22 protein-coding genes are annotated in these 26,313 nt (G+C 67.6%); 6 read left to right on the top strand and 16 right to left on the bottom strand.

Features of this window, described 5'->3' with window-relative positions; translation table 11 throughout:
• Positions 1 to 83 precede the first annotated feature (83 nt).
• Complete coding sequence (locus RCAP_RS03120) at positions 84 to 1,328, top strand: molybdopterin molybdotransferase MoeA (RefSeq protein ID WP_013066366.1); 1,245 nt, start codon at positions 84 to 86, stop codon at positions 1,326 to 1,328.
• A 4-nt stretch (positions 1,329 to 1,332) separates the two neighbouring features.
• Here the strand turns inward: RCAP_RS03120 and RCAP_RS03115 are convergent, their stop codons facing one another.
• The 8 genes from RCAP_RS03115 to RCAP_RS03080 all read right to left on the bottom strand — a co-directional run bounded on the left by RCAP_RS03115 (position 1,333) and on the right by RCAP_RS03080 (position 15,765).
• Entirely contained in the window at positions 1,333 to 3,192 is a 1,860-nt protein-coding gene (locus tag RCAP_RS03115; RefSeq protein WP_013066365.1) for a sensor histidine kinase, read from the bottom strand.
• Between the two features lie 8 nt (positions 3,193 to 3,200).
• The gene (locus RCAP_RS03110) at positions 3,201 to 5,033 is read right to left on the bottom strand and encodes a putative bifunctional diguanylate cyclase/phosphodiesterase (protein WP_013066364.1); all 1,833 of its coding nucleotides are present in this window, start codon (positions 5,031 to 5,033) and stop codon (positions 3,201 to 3,203) included.
• 77 nt (positions 5,034 to 5,110) lie between these two features.
• The gene (locus RCAP_RS03105; protein ID WP_013066363.1) at positions 5,111 to 6,229 is read right to left on the bottom strand and encodes an ABC transporter permease; all 1,119 of its coding nucleotides are present in this window, start codon (positions 6,227 to 6,229) and stop codon (positions 5,111 to 5,113) included.
• Entirely contained in the window at positions 6,230 to 8,938 is a 2,709-nt protein-coding gene (gene rbbA / locus RCAP_RS03100; RefSeq protein WP_013066362.1) for a ribosome-associated ATPase/putative transporter RbbA, read from the bottom strand.
• A 4-nt stretch (positions 8,939 to 8,942) separates the two neighbouring features.
• Positions 8,943 to 9,947: an HlyD family secretion protein gene (locus RCAP_RS03095; RefSeq protein ID WP_013066361.1), complete on the bottom strand. Its 1,005-nt coding sequence runs from the start codon at positions 9,945 to 9,947 to the stop codon at positions 8,943 to 8,945.
• 151 nt (positions 9,948 to 10,098) lie between these two features.
• Entirely contained in the window at positions 10,099 to 13,224 is a 3,126-nt protein-coding gene (locus tag RCAP_RS03090; RefSeq protein WP_013066360.1) for an efflux RND transporter permease subunit, read from the bottom strand.
• A gap of 1 nt (position 13,225) precedes the next feature.
• Positions 13,226 to 14,326, bottom strand: coding sequence for an efflux RND transporter periplasmic adaptor subunit (locus tag RCAP_RS03085; RefSeq protein WP_013066359.1), 1,101 nt, complete (start codon positions 14,324 to 14,326; stop codon positions 13,226 to 13,228).
• Between the two features lie 26 nt (positions 14,327 to 14,352).
• Positions 14,353 to 15,765 carry an efflux transporter outer membrane subunit gene (locus RCAP_RS03080; protein WP_023910968.1) on the bottom strand — a complete coding sequence of 471 codons (1,413 nt, stop codon included), beginning with the start codon at positions 15,763 to 15,765 and terminating at the stop codon, positions 14,353 to 14,355.
• A gap of 105 nt (positions 15,766 to 15,870) precedes the next feature.
• Here RCAP_RS03080 and RCAP_RS03075 point away from each other — a divergent pair, with 105 nt between their 5' ends.
• A complete protein-coding gene (locus RCAP_RS03075; RefSeq protein WP_013066357.1) occupies positions 15,871 to 16,500 on the top strand; it encodes a TetR family transcriptional regulator in 630 nt (209 codons plus the stop codon).
• Positions 16,497 to 16,943 carry a YaiI/YqxD family protein gene (locus RCAP_RS03070; protein WP_013066356.1) on the top strand — a complete coding sequence of 149 codons (447 nt, stop codon included), beginning with the start codon at positions 16,497 to 16,499 and terminating at the stop codon, positions 16,941 to 16,943. The genes RCAP_RS03075 and RCAP_RS03070 overlap by 4 nt, the downstream gene beginning before the upstream one ends.
• Before the next feature lie 3 nt (positions 16,944 to 16,946).
• Here RCAP_RS03070 and nikR read toward each other — a convergent pair whose 3' ends face one another.
• The 7 genes from nikR to RCAP_RS03050 all read right to left on the bottom strand — a co-directional run bounded on the left by nikR (position 16,947) and on the right by RCAP_RS03050 (position 21,191).
• Positions 16,947 to 17,417: a nickel-responsive transcriptional regulator NikR gene (gene nikR / locus RCAP_RS03065; protein WP_013066355.1), complete on the bottom strand. Its 471-nt coding sequence runs from the start codon at positions 17,415 to 17,417 to the stop codon at positions 16,947 to 16,949.
• A gap of 75 nt (positions 17,418 to 17,492) precedes the next feature.
• Positions 17,493 to 17,669, bottom strand: coding sequence for a hypothetical protein (locus tag RCAP_RS19495; RefSeq protein ID WP_013066354.1), 177 nt, complete (start codon positions 17,667 to 17,669; stop codon positions 17,493 to 17,495).
• A gap of 116 nt (positions 17,670 to 17,785) precedes the next feature.
• Positions 17,786 to 17,992 (bottom strand): hypothetical protein, encoded by a 207-nt coding sequence (locus RCAP_RS19140; RefSeq protein ID WP_013066353.1) that lies wholly within the window; start codon positions 17,990 to 17,992, stop codon positions 17,786 to 17,788.
• Positions 17,993 to 18,037: 45 nt separating this feature from the next.
• Complete coding sequence (locus tag RCAP_RS19135; RefSeq protein ID WP_013066352.1) at positions 18,038 to 18,199, bottom strand: hypothetical protein; 162 nt, start codon at positions 18,197 to 18,199, stop codon at positions 18,038 to 18,040.
• 69 nt (positions 18,200 to 18,268) lie between these two features.
• The gene (locus tag RCAP_RS03060) at positions 18,269 to 18,475 is read right to left on the bottom strand and encodes a cold-shock protein (RefSeq protein WP_013066351.1); all 207 of its coding nucleotides are present in this window, start codon (positions 18,473 to 18,475) and stop codon (positions 18,269 to 18,271) included.
• Positions 18,476 to 18,694: 219 nt separating this feature from the next.
• Complete coding sequence (locus RCAP_RS03055; RefSeq protein ID WP_013066350.1) at positions 18,695 to 19,150, bottom strand: hypothetical protein; 456 nt, start codon at positions 19,148 to 19,150, stop codon at positions 18,695 to 18,697.
• A gap of 127 nt (positions 19,151 to 19,277) precedes the next feature.
• A complete protein-coding gene (locus RCAP_RS03050) occupies positions 19,278 to 21,191 on the bottom strand; it encodes a potassium transporter Kup (protein WP_013066349.1) in 1,914 nt (637 codons plus the stop codon).
• A gap of 330 nt (positions 21,192 to 21,521) precedes the next feature.
• Here RCAP_RS03050 and RCAP_RS03045 point away from each other — a divergent pair, with 330 nt between their 5' ends.
• Positions 21,522 to 22,511: a TerC family protein gene (locus tag RCAP_RS03045; protein WP_013066348.1), complete on the top strand. Its 990-nt coding sequence runs from the start codon at positions 21,522 to 21,524 to the stop codon at positions 22,509 to 22,511.
• Between the two features lie 145 nt (positions 22,512 to 22,656).
• Complete coding sequence (locus RCAP_RS03040; RefSeq protein ID WP_013066347.1) at positions 22,657 to 24,141, top strand: alpha/beta hydrolase; 1,485 nt, start codon at positions 22,657 to 22,659, stop codon at positions 24,139 to 24,141.
• A 208-nt stretch (positions 24,142 to 24,349) separates the two neighbouring features.
• On the opposite strand, the gene mntR is transcribed toward RCAP_RS03040, so the two are convergent.
• Positions 24,350 to 24,778 carry a manganese-binding transcriptional regulator MntR gene (gene mntR / locus RCAP_RS03035; RefSeq protein WP_037096522.1) on the bottom strand — a complete coding sequence of 143 codons (429 nt, stop codon included), beginning with the start codon at positions 24,776 to 24,778 and terminating at the stop codon, positions 24,350 to 24,352.
• 153 nt (positions 24,779 to 24,931) lie between these two features.
• On the opposite strand from mntR, the gene RCAP_RS03030 reads away from it, so the two are divergent.
• A complete protein-coding gene (locus tag RCAP_RS03030) occupies positions 24,932 to 26,227 on the top strand; it encodes an Nramp family divalent metal transporter (protein WP_013066345.1) in 1,296 nt (431 codons plus the stop codon).
• Positions 26,228 to 26,313: the final 86 nt, after the last annotated feature.

Here is a 26,313-nt window from a genome sequence, read left to right as displayed (position 1 = left end):
CCCCGACCGGGATGGTTTCCACCCCGCTTTTTCCGGCCCACCGCCCGCAAGCGACGGCCGGTCCGACACGAAAGGAACGGCAGATGCCCGCACTCGATCACCCGGCATCCGCGATGCTCGACCTCGATTCCGCCCGCCGTCTGGCCTGCGGTCTGGTCGCGCCCATCGGCGACAGCGAAACCCTCGATCTGGCGCAGGCGGCCGGGCGCACCTCTGCCACCAGCCTGCGCGCCGAGATCGCCCTGCCCCGCGCCGCCCGCTCGGCGATGGACGGCTTTGCGCTGCGCACCGCCGATCTGGCCGCCGCTCTGACGCTGCCCGTCGCGGGCACGGTCGCGGCCGGGATGCAGGCGCCGCCCCTGCCCGACGGCGCCGCGCTGCGCATTTTCACCGGGGCGCAGATCCCCGCGGGCGCCGATGCCGTCGTGCCGGTCGAAGAGGTGACCGAGACCGGCGCCGAGGTGCAGCTGACCGCCGCCCCCGCGCCGGGGTCGCATATCCGCGCCGTGGGGTCGGAACAGCCGCTGGGCGGGCTTTTGCTGCGCCGCGGCACCCGGATCCGGGCGCATCACATCGGCCTTCTGGCCTCGAACGGCGTGGCCGAGGTCGCGGTGGTGCGCCGTCCGCGGCTGGCGATCCTCTCGACCGGCGACGAGCTGCACCGGCCGGGGGCCGAAGCGGCGTCACGGGACACGATGCCCGATGTGAACCGGCCGATGCTGATCGCGCTGGCGCAGGGCGCCGGGGCGGAGGTCGACGATCACGGCATCCTGCCCGACGATGCCGAGGCGACCGTGGCGAAATTCGCCAGCCTGCAGGGGCGCTATGATCTGATCGTGACGACGGGCGCGGTGTCGATGGGCGGGCGCGATCACCTGCGCCCGGCCCTGATCGCGGCGGGCGGGCAGATCGACGGCTGGAAAGTGGCGCTCAAACCCGGCAAGCCGGTGATGTTCGGCCGTCTGGGCAATGCCGCGGTGACCGGCCTGCCGGGCAATCCGTTCTCGGCGATGGTCGGGTTCACGCTCTTCGTCTCGGCGCAGATCGCCCGGCTGAAGGGGGCGGTTCCGGCGCCGCTGTTCCACTGTGCCGGGCGGGCCGGCTTCGACTGGACCCGCAAGCCGGACCGGGCCGAGATCTTCCCGATCCGGCTGGGCAACCGGGAAATCGACGGCCTGCCGGTGGTGCACCGTCTGGGCGAGGGCACCTCGGCCACGCTTTTCCCGCTGGCCGAGGCCGATGGTCTGGGCTTCGTCCCGGCCGAGACCGCCCGGGTCAGCGTCGGCACGCCGATCTGTTGGCAGACCTTCGAGGCCGGGGCGCGCTGAGCGCTCAGCCCGCCGGGCGCAACCGCCCGGCCGAGGCCTCGGTCAGCGGCAGGTCGAGACGCGCCACCGCCCCCAGCCCCTTGCCGGGGCTGGTCAGGGACAGGGCGCCGCCCAGCGTCGAGAGCGTGTTGGCGCACCAATGCAGCCCGAGCCCGCCGTGCTTGTCGGTGCGGGTGGAAAAGCCGCGTTCGAACAGCCGCGCGCCGGTGGCGGCATCGAAGCCGTCGCCATCATCGGCCAGCGTGACGCTGCAGCGCCGCCCGTCCTCGGCCGGGGTCACGCTGATCGCGATGCGCCCCTGCGCCCGGCCGCTGGCGGCGATCGCCTCGGTGGCGTTGACGACCAGATTTTCCAGGATCTGCGCCAGCAGAACCCGGTTGCCGCGCACCTGCAGCCCCGGCGGACAATCGATCGACAGATCGATCTTCGGCCCCTCGACGAACCGCGCCGCGGTTGCGGCATGGCCAAGCGCGCGGCCGAGGTCGCAGGCCTCGTCGCGGTTCACCCGGGCCGGATCGCGCGGCGCCCGCATCGCCTCGAGCGCTTCGGTCAGGCTGCGTCCCGCCTCCTGCAACAGCGCCCGCGCCTCGGCCCCGCGCTGGTCACGGTCGGCATCAAGCGCCTCGAGATAGGCGACAAGCCGCCGTCGACGGTCGTCGGCGGTCAGCGGATCGGCCAGTTCCTGACGCGCCCGGCCCGCCTCGGGCGGCAGATCCGGCAGCAGATGCCGCTCCAGATCGGCCAGGATCACCCGCACCGGGCTGAGACTGTTGCGCAGATTGTGCAAAAGCCCGGTCGCATTCTGCTCGCGGCCAAGCGCGAAGGACTGCTCGGCATGCGCCAGCCGCAGGGCCTCGAGCTCCGCCGCCATCTCGTTGAAATCCCGGTGCAGGGCGCCGATCTCGTCAGTCCGCGGCGGGCCCTCGATCGGGACGAGTTCGCCCGCCTGGCGGATCTGCACCACATGCTGACGAAAGGCGAGGATCGGCGCCAGAACCTGCGTCGACAGCCGCCGCCCGAGCAGCGCCATCAGCGCCGCCAGCAGGCCCAGCAGCGCAAGGACAGTCAGATCGCGCAGCCGTTCCCCCGCCGCCAGCACAAGCCGCGGCAGCTGAAAGCGCAACATCGCCATCGGCGGGCCGGAGCCCATCGCCACCGGAACCGCGACGTCAAGAACGTCTTCCTCGCCGACCACCACCGGCACCGGCGAGAACGCCGAGAAATCGAGCCGCACCGGAACCTGCAGGGACTGGGACAGGGTCGCCGCCTCGATCAGATGCAGGAAGACCAGAAGCCCCTCGGCGGTGCCGGAGCCGTCGCTGCGCCGCACCGGGGTGCTGGCGACGGCGAACAGGCGCCCGCCCTGCTGCCAATACCCCGCCGAGGAGGTCTTGCCCGCGCGCGAGGGTTGCAGCGCCATCGTGTCGAAATCGGTCAGGACGGCAGCCGCCAGATCGGGGTCGGGCGCCCCGGTCCCGGGGTCGAAACAGAAGGCGCGCTGCGCGGACCGGTCCAGCCGCAGAAAGGCGGCGCAGGAAATCTCGGCATTTTCGAAAGAGATCGCATTGATGTTGCGGTCTTCATAGGCGCGATCGAAAGCGCGCAGATAGAAGAAGGTCTCGTCCCAAAGCCCCCAGTCAAGCACATGCGCCTCGTTGGCGACCAGATCGGCGCTCAGCGCCGCCCGGGCGCGGTCGACATCGCGGCCGATCTCGACGCTTTCAAGCGCGCCGAAGCTGCTGCGGATCATCACGCCAAGCACCACCGCAAACAGCGCCGCCGCAGTGATGCCGATCACCGTCAGATCGAAGATCAGGGTCGCGCGCAGGCTTTTGGCGCGCAGGCGAAGCAGGCGCAGGCGCATCCCCGGCCTCAGCCCGCGGCACTGCGGCCGGGTTCCCCCCCGGAGGCGGAGAGAAGGCGGTCCACCGCCTGACCCTGACCGAACAGGAAGCCCTGCAGATGCGTGCAGCCAAGCTGGCGCAGCACATCGCGCTGGCTGATCCGCTCCACCCCCTCGGCGACGATTTCAAGGCCCAGCCCGGCGGCCAGATGCGACAGCGCGGTGACGATGGCGGCCGAGGGGCGGTCGCGGTCCATCCCCTCGATGAAACTGCGGTCGATCTTGATCGCGTCGACGGCCAGATCCTGCAGACTGGCGATGCTGGAGGCGCCGGTGCCGAAATCGTCGATCGCCACCCGGAAGCCCTGGGCGCGCAACTCGTCGACGATCTTGCGGCTTTGCCGGGCATGCGCGCGCAGCGTGGTTTCGGTGACCTCGATCTGGATCAGCGCCGGGGCAAGGCCGTTCTGCCGCGCCTCGGCCGCAAGGCGGGCGACGAAATCCTGACGCTGGAATTGCCGCGGCGAGAAGTTGATCGCGGTGAACAGGCCCGGCCAGCCGCGGGCATCGCGCAGCACCCGTTCCACCACCCAGTCGCCCAGAAGCAGCGTCACCGGGCTTTCCTCGGCGATCGGCATGAAGACGCCCGGGGGCACGGTGCCGTAATCGCGGCTGTTCCAGCGCAAGAGCGCCTCATAACCCACCACATCCAGCGTGTCCGAGGCGACGATGGGCTGGTAATGGATCGACAATTCCTCGCTGGCGAGCGCATAGAAGAGCCCCGCCTCGATGCGCTGGCGGAACTGCTGGCTGGCGTCGAGCTGCTTGTCGAAGACCCGCACCGTCTGGCCGCCGTCCTGTTTCGCGGCAAACAGCGCCAGATCGGCAAAGCGCATCAGATCGGCGGCGTCGCAACCGGGATGGCACGACCCGTCGACCAGCCCGCAGGAGGCGCCGATGAAGACCGAATTGCCGAAGACCGAGAAATCCCCCGAACAGGTTTCCAAAAGCCCCTGACAGGTGGCCACCGCCGTCTCCCGGTCCATCCCGGTCAGCAGCACGCCGAATTCGTCGCCGCCCAGCCGTGCCACCATCGTCCCCGCGGGGGCGCGGGAGACAAAGGCGGCACAGGCCATGCGAATCACCTCGTCCCCGGCATCATGGCCGAAGGTGTCGTTCACATGCTTGAAATGGTCGAGATCGAGGAAGGCGACGAAAAGATCGTTCGTCCCGGCCTCGAGCCGTTCGATCAGCCGGTTCTGGAACGCCATCCGGTTCGCCGCCCCGGTCAGGAAATCATGGCTGGCCATGTGCTGGGCGCGGGCCTCGCTGGCGGCGAGTTCGGCGACCTTGGCGCGCAGGAACATCAGCTGCCGGGTGTCATTGTCCCATCTTTCGCTGAGCGCCCGGGCCATCTGGCGCACTTCGTCGGGCTCGAAGGGCTTGCAGATGTAAAAGATCTTGTCGGCCGGACCGGCCACGGCGGTGATGTCGGTCACCGAATGGTCCGACCAGGCCGAAACGATGACGATGTTCAGATCGGGATCAAGCGCGCGCAACCGGCGCGCGGTTTCCTTGCCGTCGATCCCCGGCGGCATCCGCACATCGACGAAGGCGACCTTGAAGGGCGTGCCCTCCTGCAGCGCCCGCGCCGCCAGTTCGACGCCTTCAAGCCCCTGCGCGGCAAGGCTGATCTCGAATCCCATGCTCGGCCCCGGGGCGGCCTGCGGCACGGCGGCCCCGAAAAGCTCCTCGGCCAGGGCATCGGCGCGCGAAACGGGGCGGGATGAAACGGTGCCGGAAAACAAAAGGCGATATGCGTCGCGAACGGCGGCTTCGTCATCAATGACGAGAATGGTCATGCGGCCCTCCCGAAGGGTTTGGGCCGACAGTAACGGCAAGTCGTTAAGGATCGGTTTGCCCGGTAAAGCAGGCTTTCCTAGCCCGCCAGCACCTTGCGAAACCGCGCCAGAACGATCGTCACCGCCACCGCCGCCATGCCCGCCATCACCGCCATTTCCGGCCAGACCAGCGACAGCCCCGCGCCGCGATAGAGCACCGCCTGGGCGAAGATGACGAAATGCGTCGCCGGGGAAATCGTCCGCATCGTGCCCTGCAGCCAGTCGGGCATCGATTCCAGCGGCGTCATCCCCCCCGACAAGAGGATCATCAGCACGATCACCGGAATGACCAGAAGCCCGAATTGCCCCATCGTCCGGGTGAACGACGCCAGAAGCAGACCCAGGCTGGCCACCGCCACCACATAGATCGCCGCCCCCCCGGCATAAAGCCAAAGCGAGCCCGCCACCGGAACGCCCATCGCCCCCTCGACCACCACGACCAGGCTGAAGAGCGAGGCCAGAAGGATCACCGCCCCCGAGGCGAGGATCTTCGCCGCGACGATCTCGTGCGGGCGGACGGGCATCACCAGCACATGTTCGATCGTGCCATGTTCGCGCTCGCGGATCATCGAGGCCCCGGACAAGATCAGCATCAGGATGGTGACATTGTTCATCAGCTGCATCACCGCGCTGAACCAGCTGGAGGTCAGGTTCGGGTTGAAGGCGTTGCGAAAGACGACGGTGACCGGATCGGCGCTGGCGGCCCCGGGCGTCAGCGCGGCGGAAAGCTCCTGCAACAGGGTCTGGCGCAGGAAACTGGCGCCATTGCCCGCCTGCGCCACCGCCGTCGCATCGACAAGGATCTGCAGCGTCGTCGCGCGGCCCGCATGCAGGTCGCGCTCGAAATCGGGCGGGATCGTCAGCACCAGGATCGCCTCGCCCGCGCGTTGGGCGGCGGCGGCCTGCCCGGCGGTCATCGGCACCGGCGCGGCGAAAAGCGGCGGGCGGATCGCATCGCTCAGCCGGGCGGAGAGCGGGCTGCGGTCCTCGTCCACGATGGCGGTGGCCAGATGATCCACCTCGGTACTGGCGGCGTCGGAGACCAGCCAGACCGCCAGGGTGAAGACATAGGCGATCAGCACCAGCATCACCCGGTCGGTGCGGATCGCCCGCAGCTCCTTGCCGGTCAGCCAAAGGATGTTGCGAAGGCTGCGCATTCACCGCTCCTGCTTGGGAAGGGACAGGATCGCCAGCCCCAGATAGACCGCCGCGAAAAGGCCAAGGACGGATGCGGCGGTCATCGCCTCGGGCCAGCCGAAGCCCTTGAGGAAGGCCCCGACCGAGACCGGCTGGAACCAGGCGCCCGGAAAGGCCAGACCGAAGATCCGCCCGCCTTCGCCCAAAGACGACACCGGCACCACCAGCCCGGAAAAGTTCACCGTGGGGATGATCGCGACGACGGCGGTGGCAAAGACCGCCGCCACCTGCGTCCGGGTGAAGGCCGAGATCAGCTGGCCAAAGCCGGTCGTGGCGGTGACATAGACCAGCGCCGCAAAGGCCAGCGCGGGCAGGCTGCCCGAAAGCGGCACGCCAAAGACCGTCACTCCAAGCGTCACCAGCACCCAGAAACTGAGCCAGGCCAGCGCCAGATAGGGCAGCTGCTTGCCGACCAGAAACTCGATCCGGCTGACCGGGGTGGATTGGAAATTCGCGATCGTGCCGGTTTCCTTTTCGCGCACGACGCTGACCGCCGCCATCACCGCGGGGACCAGCATCAGGATCAGCATCAGCACCGAAGGCACCATGGCATTGGCGCTCTCAAACGCCTGATTGAAGAGATAGCGGGTCTCGAAGCCGACCTTGGCGGTCTGTCCGATCCCTTCCTCGGCGGCGATCTTGTCGCTGAAATCCTGCAGCACGCCAAGGGCATAGCCCTGCGCGGTCTGGGCCCGAAACGGCATCGCGCCGTCAAAGGTCAGGCCGATTTCCGGCACCGCGCCGCGGTGCAGATCGCGCCCGAAACCCTCGGGGATATCCAGCGCCAGCGTCAGCCCGCCCAGCCCCATCCGGCCCGGCAGCTCGGCCGGGCTGGCAAAGGGCGGGGCTTCGGCGAATTGCGGGATCGAGGTGAAGCCCTCGGTCAGGCGGCGGCTTTCGGCGCTTTGATCCTGATCCAGCACCGCGAAAGACAGCCGGTCGACGTCAAAGGAAATCCCGAACCCCATCGCCAGCATCAGGATCACGGGGCCCAGAAGCGCGAAGAAAAGCCGGATCGGATCGCGGGCCAGTTCCAGCGTCTCGCGCCAGGAATAGGCGTAAAGCCGGGTGAGGGCGGCCAGCCCCCTGCCCTTCGGCGCCGCGGCGGGGGCGGGCATCCGGGCCTCGGGCGGGGCATCGTCGCCGTCCCCCTCGGCCTCCAGCACGGAAATGAAGGCGGCCTCCAGCGTGTCGGCGCCGCGCCGCGCGACGATCTCGGCGGGCGTGCCCAACTCCAGCACGCGCCCCGCATGCATCAGCGAGATCCGGTCGCAACGCGCCGCCTCGTTCATGAAATGGGTCGAGATGAAGATCGTCACGCCCTTGTCGCGCGAGAGCCGCATCAGCACCGTCCAGAACCCGTCGCGCGCCACCGGATCGACGCCCGAGGTGGGCTCGTCCAAAATCAGGATCGGCGGTTCGTGGATCATCGCCACGGCCAGTTGCAGCCGCTGGCGCTGCCCCAGCGGCAGGCTTTCGGGCATCGCCTCGGCCACCGCGGCCAGATCGAATTCCGCCATCACCTCGGCCACCCGGGCCGCACGCCGCTCGGGGGCCACGCCGTAAAGCCGCGCATGCAGGATCAGGTTTTGCCGCACCGTCAGCTCGCCATAAAGCGAAAACGCCTGCGACATGTAGCCGATGCCCAGCCGCGCCGCCATGTCGGACCGGCCCAGTTCGCGACCGAAGAGCTTCGTCGTGCCCTCGGTCGGGTCCAGAAGCCCGGTCAGCATCTTCATTGTCGTGGTCTTGCCGCAGCCGTTCGAGCCCAGAAAGCCGAAGATCTCGCCCTCGGGGATCGAAAAGCCGACGTGATCGACCGCGGTGAAGGCGCCGAAGCGTTTCACCAGCCCCTCGGCCTCGATGGCGATGCGGCCCTGATTTGCCGGGCGCGGCAGCACCGGCACCGGCGTGTGCCGGGCGCGGATTTCCTCGGGCAGAAGCGCGACGAAGGCCTCTTCCAGACTTTGCGCCCCGGTCCGCGCGCGCAGATCGGCGGGCGCCCCGGTGGCGATGACCCGGCCCCCGTCCATCGCGGCGATCCAGTCGAAACGGTCGGCCTCTTCCATGTAAGCGGTTGCGGTCAGCACGCTCATGCCGGGCCGGGTGGCGCGGACCCGGGCGATCAGCTCCCAGAACTGCCGCCGCGACAGCGGATCGACGCCGGTCGTGGGCTCGTCAAGGATCAACAGATCCGGGTCATGGATCAGCGCGGCGCACAGGCCCAGCTTCTGTTTCATCCCGCCCGAGAGCTTGCCCGCCGGACGGTCGGGAAAGGGCGCAAGGCCGGTGGCGTCCAGCAGCATCGCGATGCGCTCGGCCCGCTCGGCCGCGCCCTGACCGAACAGCCGCCCGAAGAACTGCAGGTTCTCGGTCACGCTCAGCGTCGGGTAAAGGTTCCGCCCCAGACCTTGCGGCATATAGGCGATGCGCGGGGCGACGGCGGCACGATGGGCGCGGCTCTCCATCGACCCGCCGAGGCTTTCGACAAGGCCGGTCTGCACCCGCCGCACCCCGGCCACCAGCGCCATCAGCGTCGATTTGCCGACGCCATCGGGGCCGATCAGCCCGGCCATCACGCCGACGGGAATATCGAGCGTCACCGCGTCAAGCGCGGTCACCGCGCCGTAGCGATGGGAAACGCCGCTCAGCCGGGCAACGGGCTGCATCGGCCTACTCGGGCAGCTTCACCGCCAGATCGGCGGGCCAGGGCGTGTCGGGCGTCGCGCGCACGAAGCCGATGCCGCGCACGCCGACCTTGACGCTGTCGGCAAAGCGCAAGAGCAGATCGCGCGGGATCGCCAGCTTGACGCGGAACACGAGGTCCGCGCGCTCGGTGCTGGTTTCAACCGATTTCGGGGTGAATTGCGCTTGGGGCGCAACGAAACTGACCCGCGCGGGCACCACATATTGCGGCACCGGGTCCAGAACCAGCCGCGCCTCGTCATTCAGCGCCAAGGTCCCCACGACAGACGCGGGCAGATAGAGCACCATGTAAACATCGGTCAGATCGAGCAGCGTCACCACGGGCGTGCCCGCCGCGATCACCTCGCCCGGCTCGTGCAGCCGGTAGAGCACCCGGCCGCGGATCGGCGCGCGGATCACCAGATCTTCCAGCGCGATCTTCGCCTGTTCGCGGCTGGCCTCGGCCGCGGCGATCAGCGCGGTGGCGTTTTGCACCTGCGCCCGCGCCGAGGCGAGCGAGGCCGCCGCCGCCGTTGCCCCGTTCACCGCATCGTCCAAAACCGCCTGCGCCGCATGGCCCTCGGCATGCAGCGTGGTGACGCGGGTCCGGGTCGTCACCGCCACGTCGAGCGCGCTTTGCGCCTGCATCACCGCCGCTTCGGCGCCCGCCTTGGCCGCCTCGGCCTGCAGCACCGCCGCCTCGGCCGCCAGCAATTTCGCCTGCGCATCGCGGTCGTCAAGCCGCGCCAGCACTGCCCCCGCCTCGACCATCTGCCCTTCGGCGGCCGTGACCTCGGTCAGCCGCCCGGCATATTTCCCGGCGACATCGACGCTTTGCGCCTCCAGCCGCCCGTTCGAGGCGGTCACGCCGGTCTGATCCCCCGCCCCCTCGATCCGCGCCAGAAGCCCGGCAAAGGGCGATTGCGCCTGCGCGGGAAGGCCAAGGGCCAGAAACAGCGCAAGAGAGAGGCGGCAGGCGGCGGGCAAGGACATGACTTCAACTCCGAAACGACTCTGAACCGTAGGGTTCACCTGTGGCGGGGCGGCGTCAAGCGCACAATGCCGCCGGACGGGCGGGGCGGGCGATTTGCGCCCGGAAGAACCGGCGGTGGCAGGGGCGCCGGAACGCCCCTGCCGGCCATGTTCAGGCGGCGGCCGGGCTCTTGCGCCGCGTGAACATCGCGTTCGTCAGCCGGAAGAAGAGCGGCACGAAGAAGATCGCCAGCCCCGTCCCCGTCAGCGTGCCGAAGAGCGTGGTGTAGCCGATCGCCTCGCGCGCCCCCGCGCCCGCGCCGGTCGACAGGATCAGCGGCACGACGCCCAGGGTGAAGGCGAGCGAAGTCATCAGGATCGGACGGAAGCGCAGCCGGGCGGCCTCGACCGCGGCGGTCAGCGCGTCTTCGCCAAGGGTCCGCATGCGGTCGCGGGCAAATTCCACGATCATGATGCCGTTCTTGCCGGTCAGACCGACAACAGTCAGCAGCCCGACCTGGAAATAGACCCCGTTCGCCTGACCGCCCAGCCAGGCACCGATCAGCGCCCCGATGATGCCCACCGGCATCGCCAGAATGACCGCCACCGGAATGACCCAGCTTTCGTAAAGCGCCGCCAGACACAGGAAGACCGCGGCGAGCGAGAGCGCATAAAGCGCCATGGCATTGTTGCCCGCCTCTTTTTCCTCCAGCGACAGGCCCGACCATTGCAGCGCGAAACCGGGCGGCAATTGCGCGGCAAGCGTCTCCATCTCCGTCATCGCCGCCCCAGAGGACAGGCCCGGCACCGGCGAGCCCTGGATCTCCATCGCGGGCAGCGCGTCATAGCGCACGATCTGCTGCGGCCCGTAGACCCATTTCTCGGTGGCAAAGGTCGAGAGCGAGACGAAATCGCCATTCGCATTCGGCACCCGCCAGAGCGCGAAATCGGCCGGGGTGGAGCGCGCCCAGGGCTCGCCCTGCACATAGACGCGCTTGACGCGGCCTTCGTGCAGGAAGTCGTTCACATAGGCCGAAGACCAGATCGTGTTCAGGAAATCGCCCACATCCGCCGCGGTCAGCCCCACGGCCCCCGCCTTGGCCCAGTCGATATCCAGACGGAACTGCGCCGCATCCTCGACCCCGTTCGGGCGCACGGCCATCAGTTTCGGGCTTTGCCCGGCCATGCCCAAAAGCTGGTTGCGGGCGTTCAGCAGATCTTCGTGGCTCTGGCCCGAGCGCGCCTGCAGGAAGGCGGTGAAGCCGTTCGAATTGCCCAGCTCCAGCACCGGCGGCGGCACGATCGGGATCACGATCGCCTCCTTGATGCCGCCCATCAGCGGCCCGAAGGCCCGCCCCGCAATCGCCTGTGCGCCGTTTTGCGGCCCCGGCCGGTCCTCCCAGTCCTTCAGCTTGATGAACATCATCGCCATGTTCTGGCCCTGACCGGCGAAAGAGAAACCGACGACTGAGAACAGCGCCTCGACATTGTCCGCCTCGGCCGCGCGCCAATAGCCCTCGACCTGTTCGACGACCTTTTTCGTTTCCGCCGCGGTGGTGCCCGAGGGGGTCTGAATGAGCGTCATCAGCACGCCCTGATCCTCGTCGGGCAGGAACGCGGTGGGGGTGCGCAGATAAAGCGCCCCCATCGCCGCCACCAGACAGGCATAGACGACCAACCCCTTGAGCGGATTGGCGACAACCCAGCGGGTGATGCCGCCATAGCCGCGCGTCAGCCGCCCGAAGCGGGTCTCGAAATGGCCGCCGAACCAGTTCGCAAAACCGCCCTTGGCCTCGGCATGGGGTTTGAGGATCGTGGCGCAAAGCGCGGGCGTGAAGACGAGCGCAACCAGAACCGAAAGCGCCATGGCCGAAACGATGGTGACCGAGAATTGCTTGTAGATCTCGCCGGTCGAGCCGCCAAAGAAGGCCATCGGCACGAAGACCGCCGAGAGCACCAGCGCAATCCCCACCAGCGCGCCCGAGATTTCCCCCATCGATTTCCGCGTCGCCTCGCGCGGGGAAAGGTGTTCCTCGGCCATGATCCGCTCGACGTTTTCGACGACGACGATGGCGTCATCGACCAAAAGCCCGATGGCAAGAACCATGGCCAGCATGGTCAGGGTGTTGATCGAAAAGCCAGAGGCCGCCATCACGCCAAAGGTGCCCAAAAGCACCACCGGCACCGCCAGCGTCGGGATCAGCGTCGCGCGCAGATTGTGCAGGAAGACGAGCATGACCAGCACGACCAGCACGATGGCCTCGAACAGGGTCTTGATCACTTCCTCGATCGAGAGGGTGACAAAGGGCGTCGTGTCATAGGGAATGACGTATTCCATCCCCGAGGGGAAATAGGGCGCCAGTTCCGCCAGCTTGTCCTTGACCAGCTTCGCCGTGTCGAGCGCATTCGCCCCCGAAGCCAGCTGGATCGCCATCCCGGCCGAGGGGGTGCCGTTGTAAAAGGCGTTGATGTCGTAGCTTTCCGCGCCCAGCTCCACCCGCGCGACATCGCGCAGCAAGACCAGCCCGCCATCGGTATCGGCGCGCAGCACGATACGCTCGAAATCCGCGGGGGTTTTCAGCAGCGATTGCGCGGTGATCGTGGCATTCAGCATCTGCCCCTCGGGCGCGGGCAAGGCCCCGAACGACCCGGCCGAGATCTGCGCATTCTGCCCCTTCACCGCGGCGATCACCGCGGCGGGCGCCATGTCATAGGCCTTGAGCTTGCCCGGATCGAGCCAGATCCGCATCGCATGTTCCGAGCCGAAGACGGTGACCGCCCCCACGCCCTTGAGCCGCGAGAAGCTCTCGACCATCGAGGCGTTCATGTAATCGGACAGCTCGACCGAAGACCGGGACTTGTCGGGCGAAATCAGCGCCGCCACCATCAAAAAGCCGGTCGTCGATTTCTCGACCGTCACGCCCTGCCGGGTGACGGCTTCGGGCAGGCTCGCCTCGGCTTGCGCCAGCTTGTTTTGCACCTGCACCTGCGCGATGTCGGGATCGGTGCCGAGCGCGAAGGTGAGCGTGATCGTGGCCCGGCCCGTCGCGGTGGTGTCGGATTTCAGATAGCGCAACCCGTCAAGGCCGGTCATCTGCTTTTCGATCACCTGCACCACGGTATCGGTGACGGTTTCCGCCGAAGCGCCCGGATAGGCCGCCTGAATGACGACCGCGGGCGAGGCGATCGAGGGATATTGCGACACCGGCAGGCGCAGGATCGCAAGCGCCCCCACCCCCATGATCACCAGCGCGATGACCCAGGCGAAGATCGGCCGGTCAATGAAGAAACGCGCCATGTTATTGCGCCTCCGCCGGAACGACGGTCACCGGCGCCCCGGGTCCGGTCTTCTGAAAGCCCGAGGAAATCACCTGATCGCCGTCTTTCAGCCCCCCGGTCACGATCCAGTCAGAGCCCCGCGCCGTCGCCACAGTGACCGGCTTTTGCGCCACCTTGCCGTCTTCGACGACCCAGACATAGGCCCCGCCCGAGGGCTCGCGCATCACCACATTTTGCGGCAGCGCAAAGGCGCCCCGCGCCAGCGCCTGCGGCAGGTCCACCTCGACATACATCCCGGGCAGAAGGATGTGATCGGGGTTCGGAAAGCTCATCCGCAAGGTAACCATGCCGGTCGTGGGTTCCACCCGCGGCTCGGCGGCTTCAAGCCTGCCCTTGATCGGATAGGCCGTGCCATCGGCCAGGATCAGCCCGGCCTCGCCCAGGGCCCGCATCGCCCGGCCCTCGGCGGTCGAGGTCAGGCGCAGGATGTCGGTCGCCGATTGCGTCACGTCGACATGCACCGGATCCAGCGCCCGGATCGTCGCCAAGGGGCTGGCCTGCTGCGCCGCGACCAGCGCGCCGGGCGTCGCCTGGGTCAGACCGATCACCCCGGCGATGGGGGCGCGGATCGTGGTGCGATCGAGCTCGATCGTGGCGCTTTTCAGCTGCGCCTCGGCCGCCTGCACCGCCGCATCGGCCGCCGCCCGCGTCGCCACCGCGGAATCGCGGTTCTGCGCCGAGCCCGCCCGCGAGGCGAAAAGCTCGACCGCGCGTTTTTCTTCCAGAACCGCCAGATCGCGCGAGGCTTTCGCCTGCGCCACCGCGGCCTGCGCCGCCGCCACCGCGGCCTGATAGCTTTCGTCCTCGATCTTGTAGAGCGGCTGGCCCTCGGTCACGACCGAACCCTCCTCGAACAACCGCCCGCGCAGGATGCCCGAGACCTGCGGGCGCACCTCCGCCTCGGTCGAGGCCTTGATCCGGCCGGGCAGACGGGCGTTCAGCGTCAGATCCTGCGCATGGGCGATGACGGTGGTGACGGGGGCCGGGCCCTGCGCCTGCTGCGCAAGGACGGGCATGGGCAGAAGCAGCAGCAAAAGCCCAAGGGATTTCGGAAACGACATGGCAAACCTGTCTGAAGCAAGAGGGGTCAACGCAGGCCGCCCGCGGCGGCGATGCTGAGGGTGATGAAGTCGGCGGCGCGGCTCCATTCGGCGGCGGCAGCGCTTTGCTGCGCCGAAAGATAGCTGCGTTCGGCATCGAGGACAGTCATGAAATCGCCCTCGCCCAAGGAATAATTGGTGCGCGAAAGCTCCAGCGTTTCGGCGCTGGTCGCGACCAGATGCGTCTGCGCGGCGATGTTGCGGCCATCGCGGTTATAGGCGGCCAGCGCGCTTTCGACCTCGTCGATCGCGGTCAGCACGGCCTTTTCCCAGGCCAGTTTCGCCTGCACCGCCCGCGCCTCGGCGCCGCGCAGGTTCGCCTGATTGGCGCCGCCGGTGAAGATCGGCAGATTGAGCGAGGGGCCGACCGCCCAATAGCGAATGGTGTTGGCGTCGCGCACATGCGTCGGCGTGACCGAGCCCGAGAGCGTGACCGAAGGGTAGAAGGCCGCCTTGGCGACGCCGATATCATAGACCGCGGCGGCATAGTTGCGCTCGGCCAGACGCACGTCGGGCCGGGTGCGCAGCACATCGGCGGGCACGCCGACGCTGGCCTTGAAACGCGGCCGCGGCTGGCCCGCCCCCCGGCTCAGCTGCGGGCGCAGCGCCGAGACCGGCTGTGCGGTCAGCGTCGCAAGCGTCACCAGCGCCTGATCGAAAGCGGTCTCGTAGCCCGGCAGCTGCGCCTCGCCCTCGGCCACCAGCTGTTCCGCCTGCAGCAGTTCAAGCCGCCCCGCCGTGCCGCTTTCCACCTGCGCCCGCGTCAGTTCCAGACTTTTGCGACGGCTTTCCAGGGATTTGCGCGTCAGCGCGATCGAGGCCTGCTGATAGCGCAGCTCTGCATAGGCCTGGGCGATGGCGCCCTCCATCACCAGCCGCGCCACATCGGCCGAGGCATAGGCCGCATCCAGCCGCGCCGAGGCCGCGGCACGATTGGCCCGGTTCGCCCCGAACAGATCCGCCGTCCAGCCCACCGCAAGCGCCCCCGAGCGCGACTCGGCGATGCCGGTGCCGGAGGTGTTGCCGCGCGTGTCCTTCAGCGTGCCCGAGACCTGCGGCAGATCCGCCGCGCCCGCGCCCGAGACGCTGGCCCGGGCTTCCTCGATCGCGGCGATGGCCTGCAGCACATCAAGGTTGCGCGCCCGCCCCGCCGCGATCAGCTGATCGAGCGTCGGATCGCGGAAGGCCGACCACCACGGCCCCGCGGCCGCCCGCCCCGGCGCCGCCGCCTCGAAAGTGGCCGGAACCTTGGCCGCGGGGGCCGCGTAATCGACCTGCGCGCAGCCCGCCAGCGCCGCCGTCGCCCCCAGAAGAAATCCCCGCCGCCCGATCCGCACCATGCCCTGTCCTTCCCGTTCCGGCCCGACCGACCGGACCGCTTCTTGCGGATTTACATACATGCGCGTATGTTTGTAAAGAGGGCAGATGCAAGGCTTGACCGGGATCGCCCAAGGCGAAAGAAGGCGGCAGGAGCGATGGGCGGGCCCATCGGGGAGACGGCACGGATGCGGCGCAGCAAGGCGGATGCGGAACAGACGCGACAGAACATTCTTGACGCTGCGGAACGGCTGTTCTGCACGCGCGGCATCGCGCAGACGACGCTGGAGCAGATCGCCCGCGAGGCGGGGGCGACGCGGGGCGCAATCTATTGGCATTTCAAGGACAAGAACGATGTCCTGAGCGGGATCTACGAACGTTACGAAGACCCGCAGCTGTGCCGGATCGAAACCGCCGCGGCGGGCGAATTGCCCGATGATCCGCTGGACGTGCTGGAAGTCACCGGGGCGGAATATCTGCAGACGATCGAATCCGATCCGGTGCAGCAGCGGCTGCATCTGATTCTGATCTCGGGCACGCCGAACGACGGCACCGAGCAATGGCGCGAATCGAAGAATGCGGAAATCTACCGGCTTCTGCTGCGGCTGATGGAACGCGCCCATGCCGAGGGCTCTTTGAGCGATGCGCTGACCCCGCAGGAGGCGGCGGTGGCGCAGATGGTGATGTTCAACGGGCTGATCGGCGAATGGCACCGCTCGGGGCGGGCCTTTCCGCTGCATGCGACCGGCTCGAAGCTGGTGCGCCATCTGATCGACTCGATGCGGCGCAAACCCGCCGCGGAAGGAACCGGGGCATGACGATCTATGTGGATGCCGACGCCTGCCCGGTGAAGGCCGAGATCGAGCGGGTCGGCACCAGGCATGGCACCCGGATGGTGGTGGTGTCGAATGGCGGGATCCGGCCCTCGCCCCATCCGCTGATCGAGACGGTGATCGTGGCGCAGGGCCCGGACGAGGCCGACAAATGGATCGCCGAACGGGCCGGGCCGGGGGATGTCGTGGTGACCTCGGACATTCCGCTGGCGGCGAAATGCGTCGCGGCGGGGGCGCAGGTGCTGCGCCCGACCGGCGAGCCGCTGACGGCGGACAATATCGGCAATGTGCTCGCCACCCGCGATCTGATGGCCGATCTGCGCGCCGCCGATCCGTTCCTGCAGGGCCGCGGCGGCGGCTTCACCAAGGCCGACCGGACCCGGTTTCTGGATGCGCTCGAACGCGTGCTGCGCAAGATCGGCCGCTGAGGCTCAGGGCTTCCAGCGCTCCTGCACGCGCAGATGTTCATGGGTATGGGCGCGGGTGCCGTGCAGATGGAACTCGATCTCGGTCTTGACCGGGATCAGCGCGGTCTGTCCGTGCAGCACGCCGCGTTGCAGAAACAGCGAATTGGCATAGGCCTGCACCGAGCCGACCGTGCCGCGCATCACCGCCACTTCGACCGCGGCGTGATGATCCAGCGGCACCGACAGCGCGGCGATCGTGGTGTCGTGATGGCGCTGGCGGCTTTCGGGCACCACGCGGCCCAGATCGCGCTGCGCGGGATCAAGCGCATAGGTGATCACGCCGACGCATTCGGCGGTCTCGGGGGTGTCCTCGGCCAGGCCGCGGCGGACCAGATCGCGCAGCGCCTCGGAGCGGTTCGAGGCCCCGGACCGCGCCATGAACCCGTCAAGCGCGGCCAGAAGATCGTCTTCGATGGTGATGGTGATGCGCTGCATGGGGCCCTCCTGCGGCAAGCCTTGCATGGCCGGGCCGCAGGCACAAGCACCCCGCTCTGTCACCGGGGCGGGGCGTCAGCTCTCCTGCGCGCCGTCCGCGGCCTTCGGCGCCGTCGCGGCGGGCACGGTGCTGCCGCGCGCCTGCGTGCCGAGCTTGCGGAAGGAAAGACCGTTGCGATAGGCCGGCTTCTTTGCCGGCTGCGCCAGAAATTCCTTCAGATCCAGTTGTTTCTTCGGGGTGGAATAGCCCATGGTCAAACTCCTTGCGATGAAAGGGCGGAAGCCGCGCAGGGGCTGCGCCGCTTCCCCTCCCGGTGAGAAACCCGGCAGAAGCAGGAGGCGGCAGCGCCGCCCCCGCCTCGATACCGTCACCGGGAAACGGGTCGGATCGCCTGTCCGTTGAAGGACCGGATCGGATCGGGCGCCGGACGGTCGGACCGCCGCGGGCCTTGCGGCAGCGTGCCCTGCCCCAGGCGTTCGAAAAAGTCCCGCCAGCCAAGGCCGGTCTGGGCCGGGTGGCTGCGCGGGAACGAGGCCATGGGCGCGGGGCCCAGGGCAGATCGGGAATGCGTCATTCAGGTCTTTCCGCCGCGCCGGGGCTTCCCGGGACGGCAAGGGGGTCATCGGGCGGGCTTCGCGTCCGGCAGGGCCGCCGCATCGCGCGCAAGACGGGCCGCCTTGAGCGCGGCAGTGCGATCCGCGCGCTTCACGGCTTCCGTCTCGATGATCAGTTTCGCCGCGGCTGCCGTCTTGTCATGCAGCGTCTGCGGCGCAAGGGGCATCTCCCGGAACAGGCCGGGAGACGGAGACTTGCGTGGGGGGGACATGGCTGTCGCCGCAATCGCTGCGGATCAGACCAGAGCCAGGTCGCAGGCCGACTTGCGGCCATCGCGGCCGGATTCGATCTGGAAGGTCACCTTGGCGCCATCGACGAGACGCGAGATCCCGGCCCGTTCCACGGCCGAGATGTGCACGAACACGTCCTGCGCGCCACCTTCCGGCTCGATGAAACCGAAACCTTTGTTCTGGTTGAAAAACTTCACGGTGCCATTGGCCATCGTGATCACTCCTTCATGGGAATGCTGCCCACGGAATGCGGCAGCTCGGCTTGGTCGTGACTAAAAGCAGACTGAAGCCGATGAAGGAGACAGGGTGCGGTCAGAAGAACTTCGCTCCACCCTGCATAGCAGAGTTTGCAGGTTTTGCACTGATTCGTTTCGGGTTTTCAAAACAATCCCGCCGCGAGGGCCGGATCACGGTTTCCCCCAAGGCGCGGCTCAGAACAGCAGCTTGTAGCTGTTGCCAAGCGTGTCGGTCACCGTGCCGGTGCCGCTTTGCGTGCCCGAGCCCATGATGAAGGTCCCCTGCAGCCGGGTGCCGTCCTTGCACACGGCATAGACCTCGCCGGTGTTGACGCCGCCGACATCCTCGGTCGAATTCTTGTAGCTGCCGCCCAGATCCTTGAGCTTCAGCGACAGGCCGCGTTCATGCGTCTTCACCCGCGGCTGCACGCTCGACCAGGTGCCGCTGCATTTGGTCTTGTTCGGCTTCGGCAGCTTGAACCAGATCTGCCCCGAGGTCTCGCTGTCCTCGGTGATCGAGATCGGAATCGCCGTCGAGGGGTTCTGCTCGGCGATCGGCCCGCTCAGCGGATAAAGCCGGAACGAACTGTTCGACCCGCAGGCCGACAGCGCAGTGACGGTGATCAGGGCAAGCGCAAGACGCGAGGTCACGGGAATCTCTCCAGAGGCGGTGCACCGGGCAGGTCGCCTGGCGCGAGGCGCCATCGACCGCGGGCGTTAGAATGGATTTGACCGCCCCCGTCAACCCGGGATCTGCCGGGCCCGGGGGGCGGTCGCATCACACGTTCACGAGCGTGCCCAGTTCCACCACGCGCGAGGCCGGGATGCGGAAGTAATCCGACGACCGCGTCGCGTTGCGGGCAAGGTAGAAGAAGAACAGGCTTTGCCAGGCGGGCATCCGCCGCTGCCCCGACAGTTTCAGCGAGCGCTGTGACAGGATGAAGGAGGTCGCCATGATGTCGAACTTCCAGCCCAGCTTGCGGCATTGCAAAAGCGCCTTCGGCACGTCGGGTTCCTCGGCATAGCCGAAGCGCAGCTCCACCCGGCGGAAGCGCTCGTTCAGCTCTTCCATGTTGACCCGGTCTTCCGGGGCGACGCGCGGCACATCCTCGGTGACGATGGTCAGGATCACGATATGCTCGTGCAGCGCCTTGAAATGCTTGAGGCTGTGCAGCATCGCCGCGGGCACCATGTCGGGCGTGCCGGTCAGATAGATGGCCGTTCCCGGCACGGTCGAGATCGATTTCGAATCCATCTGCCGGAAGATCATGTCCAGCGGCACGTCGTTTTCGCGTTCGAGCTTGAGGATGATCGCCGCGCCGCGCCGCCAGGTCCACATCAGCAGGATCATGCCCCCGGCAATCGCCAGCGAGACATACCCGCCCGAGAAGATCTTCATCGAATTGGCGCCGAAGAACACCAGATCCAGCGCAAGGAACGGCACCATCATGCCGATCGCCAGCACCAGCGGCATCTTCCACAGCTTGCGCGCCACCACCATCACCAGGATCGAGGTGATGCACATCTCGCCGGTGACCGAGATCCCGTAGGCCGCCGCCAGCGCCGAGGAGGAGCCGAAGACGACAATCAGCATCAGAACGCCCAGCATCAGCCAGAAGTTCACCTCGGGCATGTAGATCTGCCCCTGCTGGGTCTCCGAGGTCTGCCGGATCCGCAGCCGCGGGATCAGCTTCAGCTGCACGCCCTGCTGGGTCAGCGAATAGGCGCCCGAAATCACCGCCTGGCTGGCGATCACCGTCGCCGCGGCCGCCAGGACGATCATCGGCAAAAGCGCCCATTCGGGATAAAGCCGGAAGAACGGGTTCTCGATCGCGCCGGGATTGGTCATCAAAAGCGCGCCCTGCCCGTAGTAGTTCAGAAGCAGCGCCGGCATCACGACGAAAAGCCAGGACACCTGGATCGGACGGCGGCCGAAATGGCCCAGATCGGCATAAAGCGCCTCGGCCCCGGTCACCGCAAGAAAGGCCGCGCCCAGAATCGCAAGGCCGAGCGGGCCGTTCGACATCACCAGTTCCGCCGCGCGCACCGGATTGAGCGCTTCAAGCACCACCGGCGCCTGAATGAGGTTCATGAAGCCGCCCACCGCCAGCGCGGTGAACCAGACCATCATCACCGGGCCGAAGAATTTCGCCACGGCCGAGGTGCCCTTGCTTTGAAACACGAAGAGAAACACGATGATGACGACGGCCAAGGGCACGATGAAGGGCTCGAAGGCGGGGGTGACCAGCTTCAGCCCCTCGATCGCGCCCAGAACCGAGACCGCGGGCGTCACCGCGGCATCGCCGTAAAACAGCCCCGCCCCCAGCATGCCCAGCGCCAGCACGATCGGCGTCGGCCGCCCCATCGCGCGCTGCACCAGCGCCAGCAGCGAGAAGGTCCCGCCCTCGCCGTCATTGTCGGCCATCATCAGGATGATGACATATTTGATCGTGACGACGATGATCAGCGCCCAGGTGATGACGGAGAGCACGCCCAGCACATGTTCGGGGTCGACGCCGCCGCCATGCGCGCCCGACGCCACCATCGCTTCGCGATAGGCGTAAAGCGGAGAGGTGCCGATATCGCCATAGACGACACCGATCGCGGCGAGGGAGGTCAGCGCGAGTCCCGTCTTGGCGTGGCTCTGGCTGCGATCTCCCTGCTCGGGGATCTCGGATTCGTTTTTGGTCATGCAGTTGTGACTCGGGTCACCGGAACGTGATCTCCGGCCTTGGCTTCTTAACGCTGCGTGGCGGCATGCGCCACCGGATTCGTACCTGCCCCGGCGTCGCCCGAAAACCGTCCGGCGAAAAAATGGAAAAAATGTCGCACCCGGGGGGTTGAACTCCTGCTTGCCCTGCCCAAAATAGGAGGAGCGGGCCGGGCCCCTCTGGCGTCGGAAGTTCCTCCAAGCTTCCACGTGATGTCGGACCGCATCGACACCCGCTCGATGGTCGTGCCCGGCAGATGGTCTGTCATCAGCCGGGCGACCAGACGGCGGCAAACCGCAAGAGGTCGCCCCGTGGAACTCGTCTTTCTGTCTTTTCTTGGCCAGCCGCTGTGGATGTGGCTGGTTTTCGTCAGTCTTGTCCTGACCCTTCTCGCGCTTGATCTGGGCGTGCTGAACAAGGACGATCACGAAATCGGCATCGCCGAAAGCCTGAAGCTTTCGGCGATGTATATCGCGCTTGGCCTCGGCTTTGCGGGCTTCGTCTTCTGGCAGATGGGCGCCACCGCGACGGCGCAATATCTGACCGCCTTCGTGGTCGAGAAATCGCTCTCGATCGACAACATCTTCGTGATCGCGCTGATCTTCGGCTTCTTCGCCGTGCCGCGGCAATATCAGCGCCGGGTGCTGTTCTGGGGCATTCTGGGCGTGATCGTGCTGCGCGGGCTGATGATCGGCCTTGGCGCGACGCTGGTCGCCGAATACCACTGGCTGCTTTACGTCTTCGCCGCCTTCCTGATCGTGACCGGCATCAAGATGCTGTTTTCGGCCGACAAGGAGCACGAGATCACCGAAAACGGGCTGATCCGCTTCCTGCGCCGCCGCCTGCGGGTGACGGACGGTCCGCGCGGCCATGCCTTCTTCGTCACCGAGCCCGACACGAAAACCGGCCGTCTGGTGCGCCATGCGACGCCGCTGTTCCTGGCGCTGGTGATGATCGAGCTGGCCGATCTCGTCTTTGCCGTCGACTCTGTCCCCGCGGTCTTCACCATCACCACCGATCCCTACATCGTCTACACCTCGAACATCTTCGCGATCCTCGGCCTGCGGGCGCTTTACTTCGCGCTTTCCGCGATCCTCGCCCGCTTCGCCTATCTGAAATACGCGCTCTCGGTGCTTCTGGTGTTCATCGGCTCCAAGGTCTTCGTGGCCGCGGCGCTGGGTTGGGAAAAATTCCCTCCGGCCTGGTCGCTTGGCATCACCTTCGCGATCCTTGCCGCAGGCATCCTTTTCTCGCTGTGGAAGACGGGCACAGCGAGAGGGCCGGCTCATCCGGCTGAATGACGACGTCCCCGTCAATCCTCCAAAACTGCGAACGCGGTGCCCCGATCCTCCGGTCGGGGCATCGCACTTTCGGGGCCATCAGTCGCCTTGATCCGGGCGGATCTTGCCGCACATTAAGCGGCATCCGTCTGTCCCGAGGTTCCCGTTGCGTCATCCCCTCCGCCATCTGGCCACTTTCGCGCTTGCCCTTGTCCTGATCCTGAGCTCGGTCTTCATGCTGGAGCGCGACCGGGCCGGGCTTGCCATCACCGATTTCACGGTCGGCACGACCCCGGTGACGCTTTACGAACAGCCCGGCGCGACCGGCCCCGCCGTCGTCATCGCGCATGGTTTCGCCGGATCGCGGCAGATCATGCAGGCCTATGCGCTGCGGCTGGCGCAGGCGGGCTATCGCGTCCTGGCCTTCGACAGCGAGGGGCACGGCCGCAATCCGCAGCCGATGCGCGGCGACGTGACGAAGATCGACGGCACGACGGTGTTTCTGGTGGCCGAGGTCCGCCGGGTGATCGCGGCCGCCCGCGCCCTGCCCGGCGCCCCCGGCGTCTCGCTTCTGGGTCATTCGATGGCGACCGACATTCTGGTCCGCGCCGCCCGACAGGAGGCCGCGGCCGGGCATCCGGTCGATGCCGTGGTGGCGATCTCGATGTTTTCGCAGGCGGTCACGGCCACGGAACCGCCGCGGCTTCTGGTGATCTCGGGCGAATGGGAGGGGGGCCTGCGCGGCTTCGCGCTTGAATATCTGCATCAGGTCGACCCGGGCAAGGGCGAGGGCGAACTGGCCAGCGCCGGTCCGGTCGCGCGGATGGCCGTCGTCGCCCCGCATGTGGAACATGTGGGCGTGCTCTACAGCCCGACCGCGGTCGTGGCGGCGCGGGACTGGCTTGACGCCACCTATGCCCGCATGTCCGGCGGCGCGGTCTCGTCGATGGGGGTCTGGATCCTGGTGCTGCTGATCGGCCTTGTTCTGGCGGTGCATCCGCTGGCGGTGCTGCAGCCCAAACGCGCCGATCCCGCGCCGGTGCCGGTCGGGCGGTTCCTGCTCGCCGCGATCCTGCCCGCGCTGATCGTGCCCGTGGTGCTGACACGGTTTCGCATCGATTTCCTGCCGGTTCTGGTCGCCGATTACCTGATGGTGCATCTGGCCTGTTACGGGCTTTTGCAGATCACGCTTCTGCGCGGCTGGCGGCATCTGCGCGCCGGGCTGTCGCTGCTGCCGGTGGGGCTGTTCCTGATCTGGGGGCTGGGCGCCTTCGGCCTGGCGCTCGATCGCTACGCCGCCAGCTACTGGCCCTCGCCCGAGCGGCTGGTGCTGATCGCGGTTCTGGCCTTTGGCACCGTGCCCGCGCTGATCGCCGATGCGCAGCTGACCGAGGCCGGGCATGCCGCGCTTTGGCGGCGGATTGTCGGGCGGGTGTTCCTGTTCGGCTCGTTTGCCTTGGCTGCCGCACTGGATTTCGACCGGCTGATGTTCCTTCTGATCGCGCTGCCGCTTTTGCTGCTGTTCTTCTTTGTCCACGGGCTGATGGGCCGCTGGATCGCGCGGCGCTCCGGGGCGACGGTGGCGGGCCTTGGGCTTGGGCTGTGTCTGGCCTGGGTGCTGGGCGTCTGCTTCCCGCTGTTCAGCCCGTGACGCATCCCTTGGCCAAGGCCATCGCCGAGGCCAGGCGCGCCAGATGCCCCCTGGACGCCGAGTGCATCAGGCACTCGGCCAGCGCCCGCCCCGCCCATGGCGGGCGCTGGCCTCTGTCAGACTTGCGGAAACGGTCCTGGCGACACCGGATCGTGACGGGCGGGGAAAGGCGATGCCTTTCCTTCTCCGCCCGAACAAACGCAGGACGTCAGCCCCGCCGCGCCAGATAGGCCTCGAAGGCCTTCAGCGTCGCCTCCGACACATGATGCTCCAGCCCCTCGGCGTCGATCTCGGCGGTCTCGGCGGGCACCCCCACGGCGATCAGCAGATCGACCACGACGCGATGGCGCATCCGCACCCGCGCCGCCATCTCGGCGCCAAGCTCGGTCAGGAACACGCCGCGATAGGGCCGCGACACCGCCAGCCCCTCGCGCTTGAGCCGCGCCACCGCCTTTGTCGCCGTCGGATGCGTCACCCCCATTCGCGCCGCAATGTCGGTGATCCGCGCCTCGCCCAGCTGCTGCGCCAGATCGTCGATCATCTCGGCGTAATCTTCCAGCACCGCCATGCTCTGCGCCTCCCGGGCCCGGGAAAAGCGCATCGTCGTCAGATCGGCAGGCGGGGTATCTTCGGGCATCTTGGGTCCTTTTGCCGCCATTTTATCGCCTTGCCCCGGATTTGGAAACGCCCCCCGGCGCGACAAAGCGAAACTGCCGTTCCGGGCCGGGAAGCCGCTTGACAGAAATATAGCCAAGGCTACACTTTGCAGCAACAGGTTCCGGGGGCCAGAATGATCCACGAAAACTCCATGTCCGGGCGGGCGCGGGCCACGATGTCGGCGGTGATCGGCGGCGAACGGCGCGGCCCGCTGGCGATGCTTGCCTTTGTCGGCCCGGCGGTGATCGCCTCGGTCGCCTATATGGACCCGGGCAATTACGCGACGAACATCCAGGCCGGGGCGGGCTACGGCTATGCGCTCCTCTGGGTCGTGCTGATGGCGAACCTGATCGCGATGCTGTTTCAGGCGCTTTCGGCGCGGCTGGGCATCGTCACCGGGCGCAACCTTGCGGAACTCAGCCGCGATCACTTGCCCCGCCCGCTGGTGCTCGTCATGTGGGCGGTCAGCGAGATCGCCGCGATGGCCACCGATCTGGCCGAATTTCTGGGCGGCGCCATCGGCTTTTCGCTGCTTCTGGGGATTCCGCTTCTGTGGGGCATGGCGCTGACCGCGGTGATCACCTATGCGATCCTGCTGTTCGAGGCGCAGGGCTTCCGGCCGATGGAACTGGCGATCGGGTCGATGGTGGGCGTGATCGGGCTGAGCTATCTGGCCGAGGTGCTGATCGCGCCGATCGACTGGGGTCAGGCGGTGGGCGGCCTGACCACGCCCAGCCTGCCCGATGCGGGGGCGCTGACGATTGCGGTCGGCATCATCGGCGCCACGGTCATGCCGCATGCGATCTTCCTGCATTCCGGCCTGACGCAGAACCGCGCCATCCTGGGCAATGACAGCGACCGGCGCCGGATGGTGCGGATCTCGAACATCGAGGTGGTCGTGGCGCTGGCGGGGGCGGGGCTGATCAACATGGCGATGGTGATGATGGCGGCCTCGGCCTTTCACACCGGCCATGCCGAGGTGGCGGAAATCGAGACCGCCTATCACACGCTGACCCCGCTTCTGGGCGGCTTTGCGGCCTCGGCCTTCCTGTTGTCGCTGATCGCCTCGGGGATCTCGTCTTCGGTCGTCGGCACGATGGCGGGGCAGATGATCATGCAGGGCTTCTTGCGGGTGAACCTGCCGCTCTGGCTGCGCCGCGCGGTGACGATGGTGCCCGCCTTCGTCGTCGTCGCCTCGGGCGCGAATGCGACGGATGCGCTGGTGATGAGTCAGGTGGTTCTCTCGATCGCCCTGCCGGTGCCGATGCTGGCGCTGCTGTGGCTGATCCGCAAGCCCGAGGTGATGGGCGCCTTCGTCCCAGCGCGCAAGGTTCAGGCGGCGGCAGCCTTGGGCGCCTGCCTCGTGCTCTCGCTCAACATGGTCCTGCTTCTGGGCGCCTTCGGCATCGAGATGCCCTTCCTGTCCTGAGCCCCCGTCACAGCGTCATTCCCCCGCGCCGGATCACGTTCGGAAGGTGCGGCCCGGCAGACGCAGGTCCTTCGCTGCGTTGAGGG

This window comes from Rhodobacter capsulatus SB 1003, assembly GCF_000021865.1.
Classification (GTDB): domain Bacteria; phylum Pseudomonadota; class Alphaproteobacteria; order Rhodobacterales; family Rhodobacteraceae; genus Rhodobacter; species Rhodobacter capsulatus_B.
The sequence above is the reverse complement of the archived record's forward strand: the minus strand, read 5'-3'. Positions and strand labels throughout refer to the sequence as shown.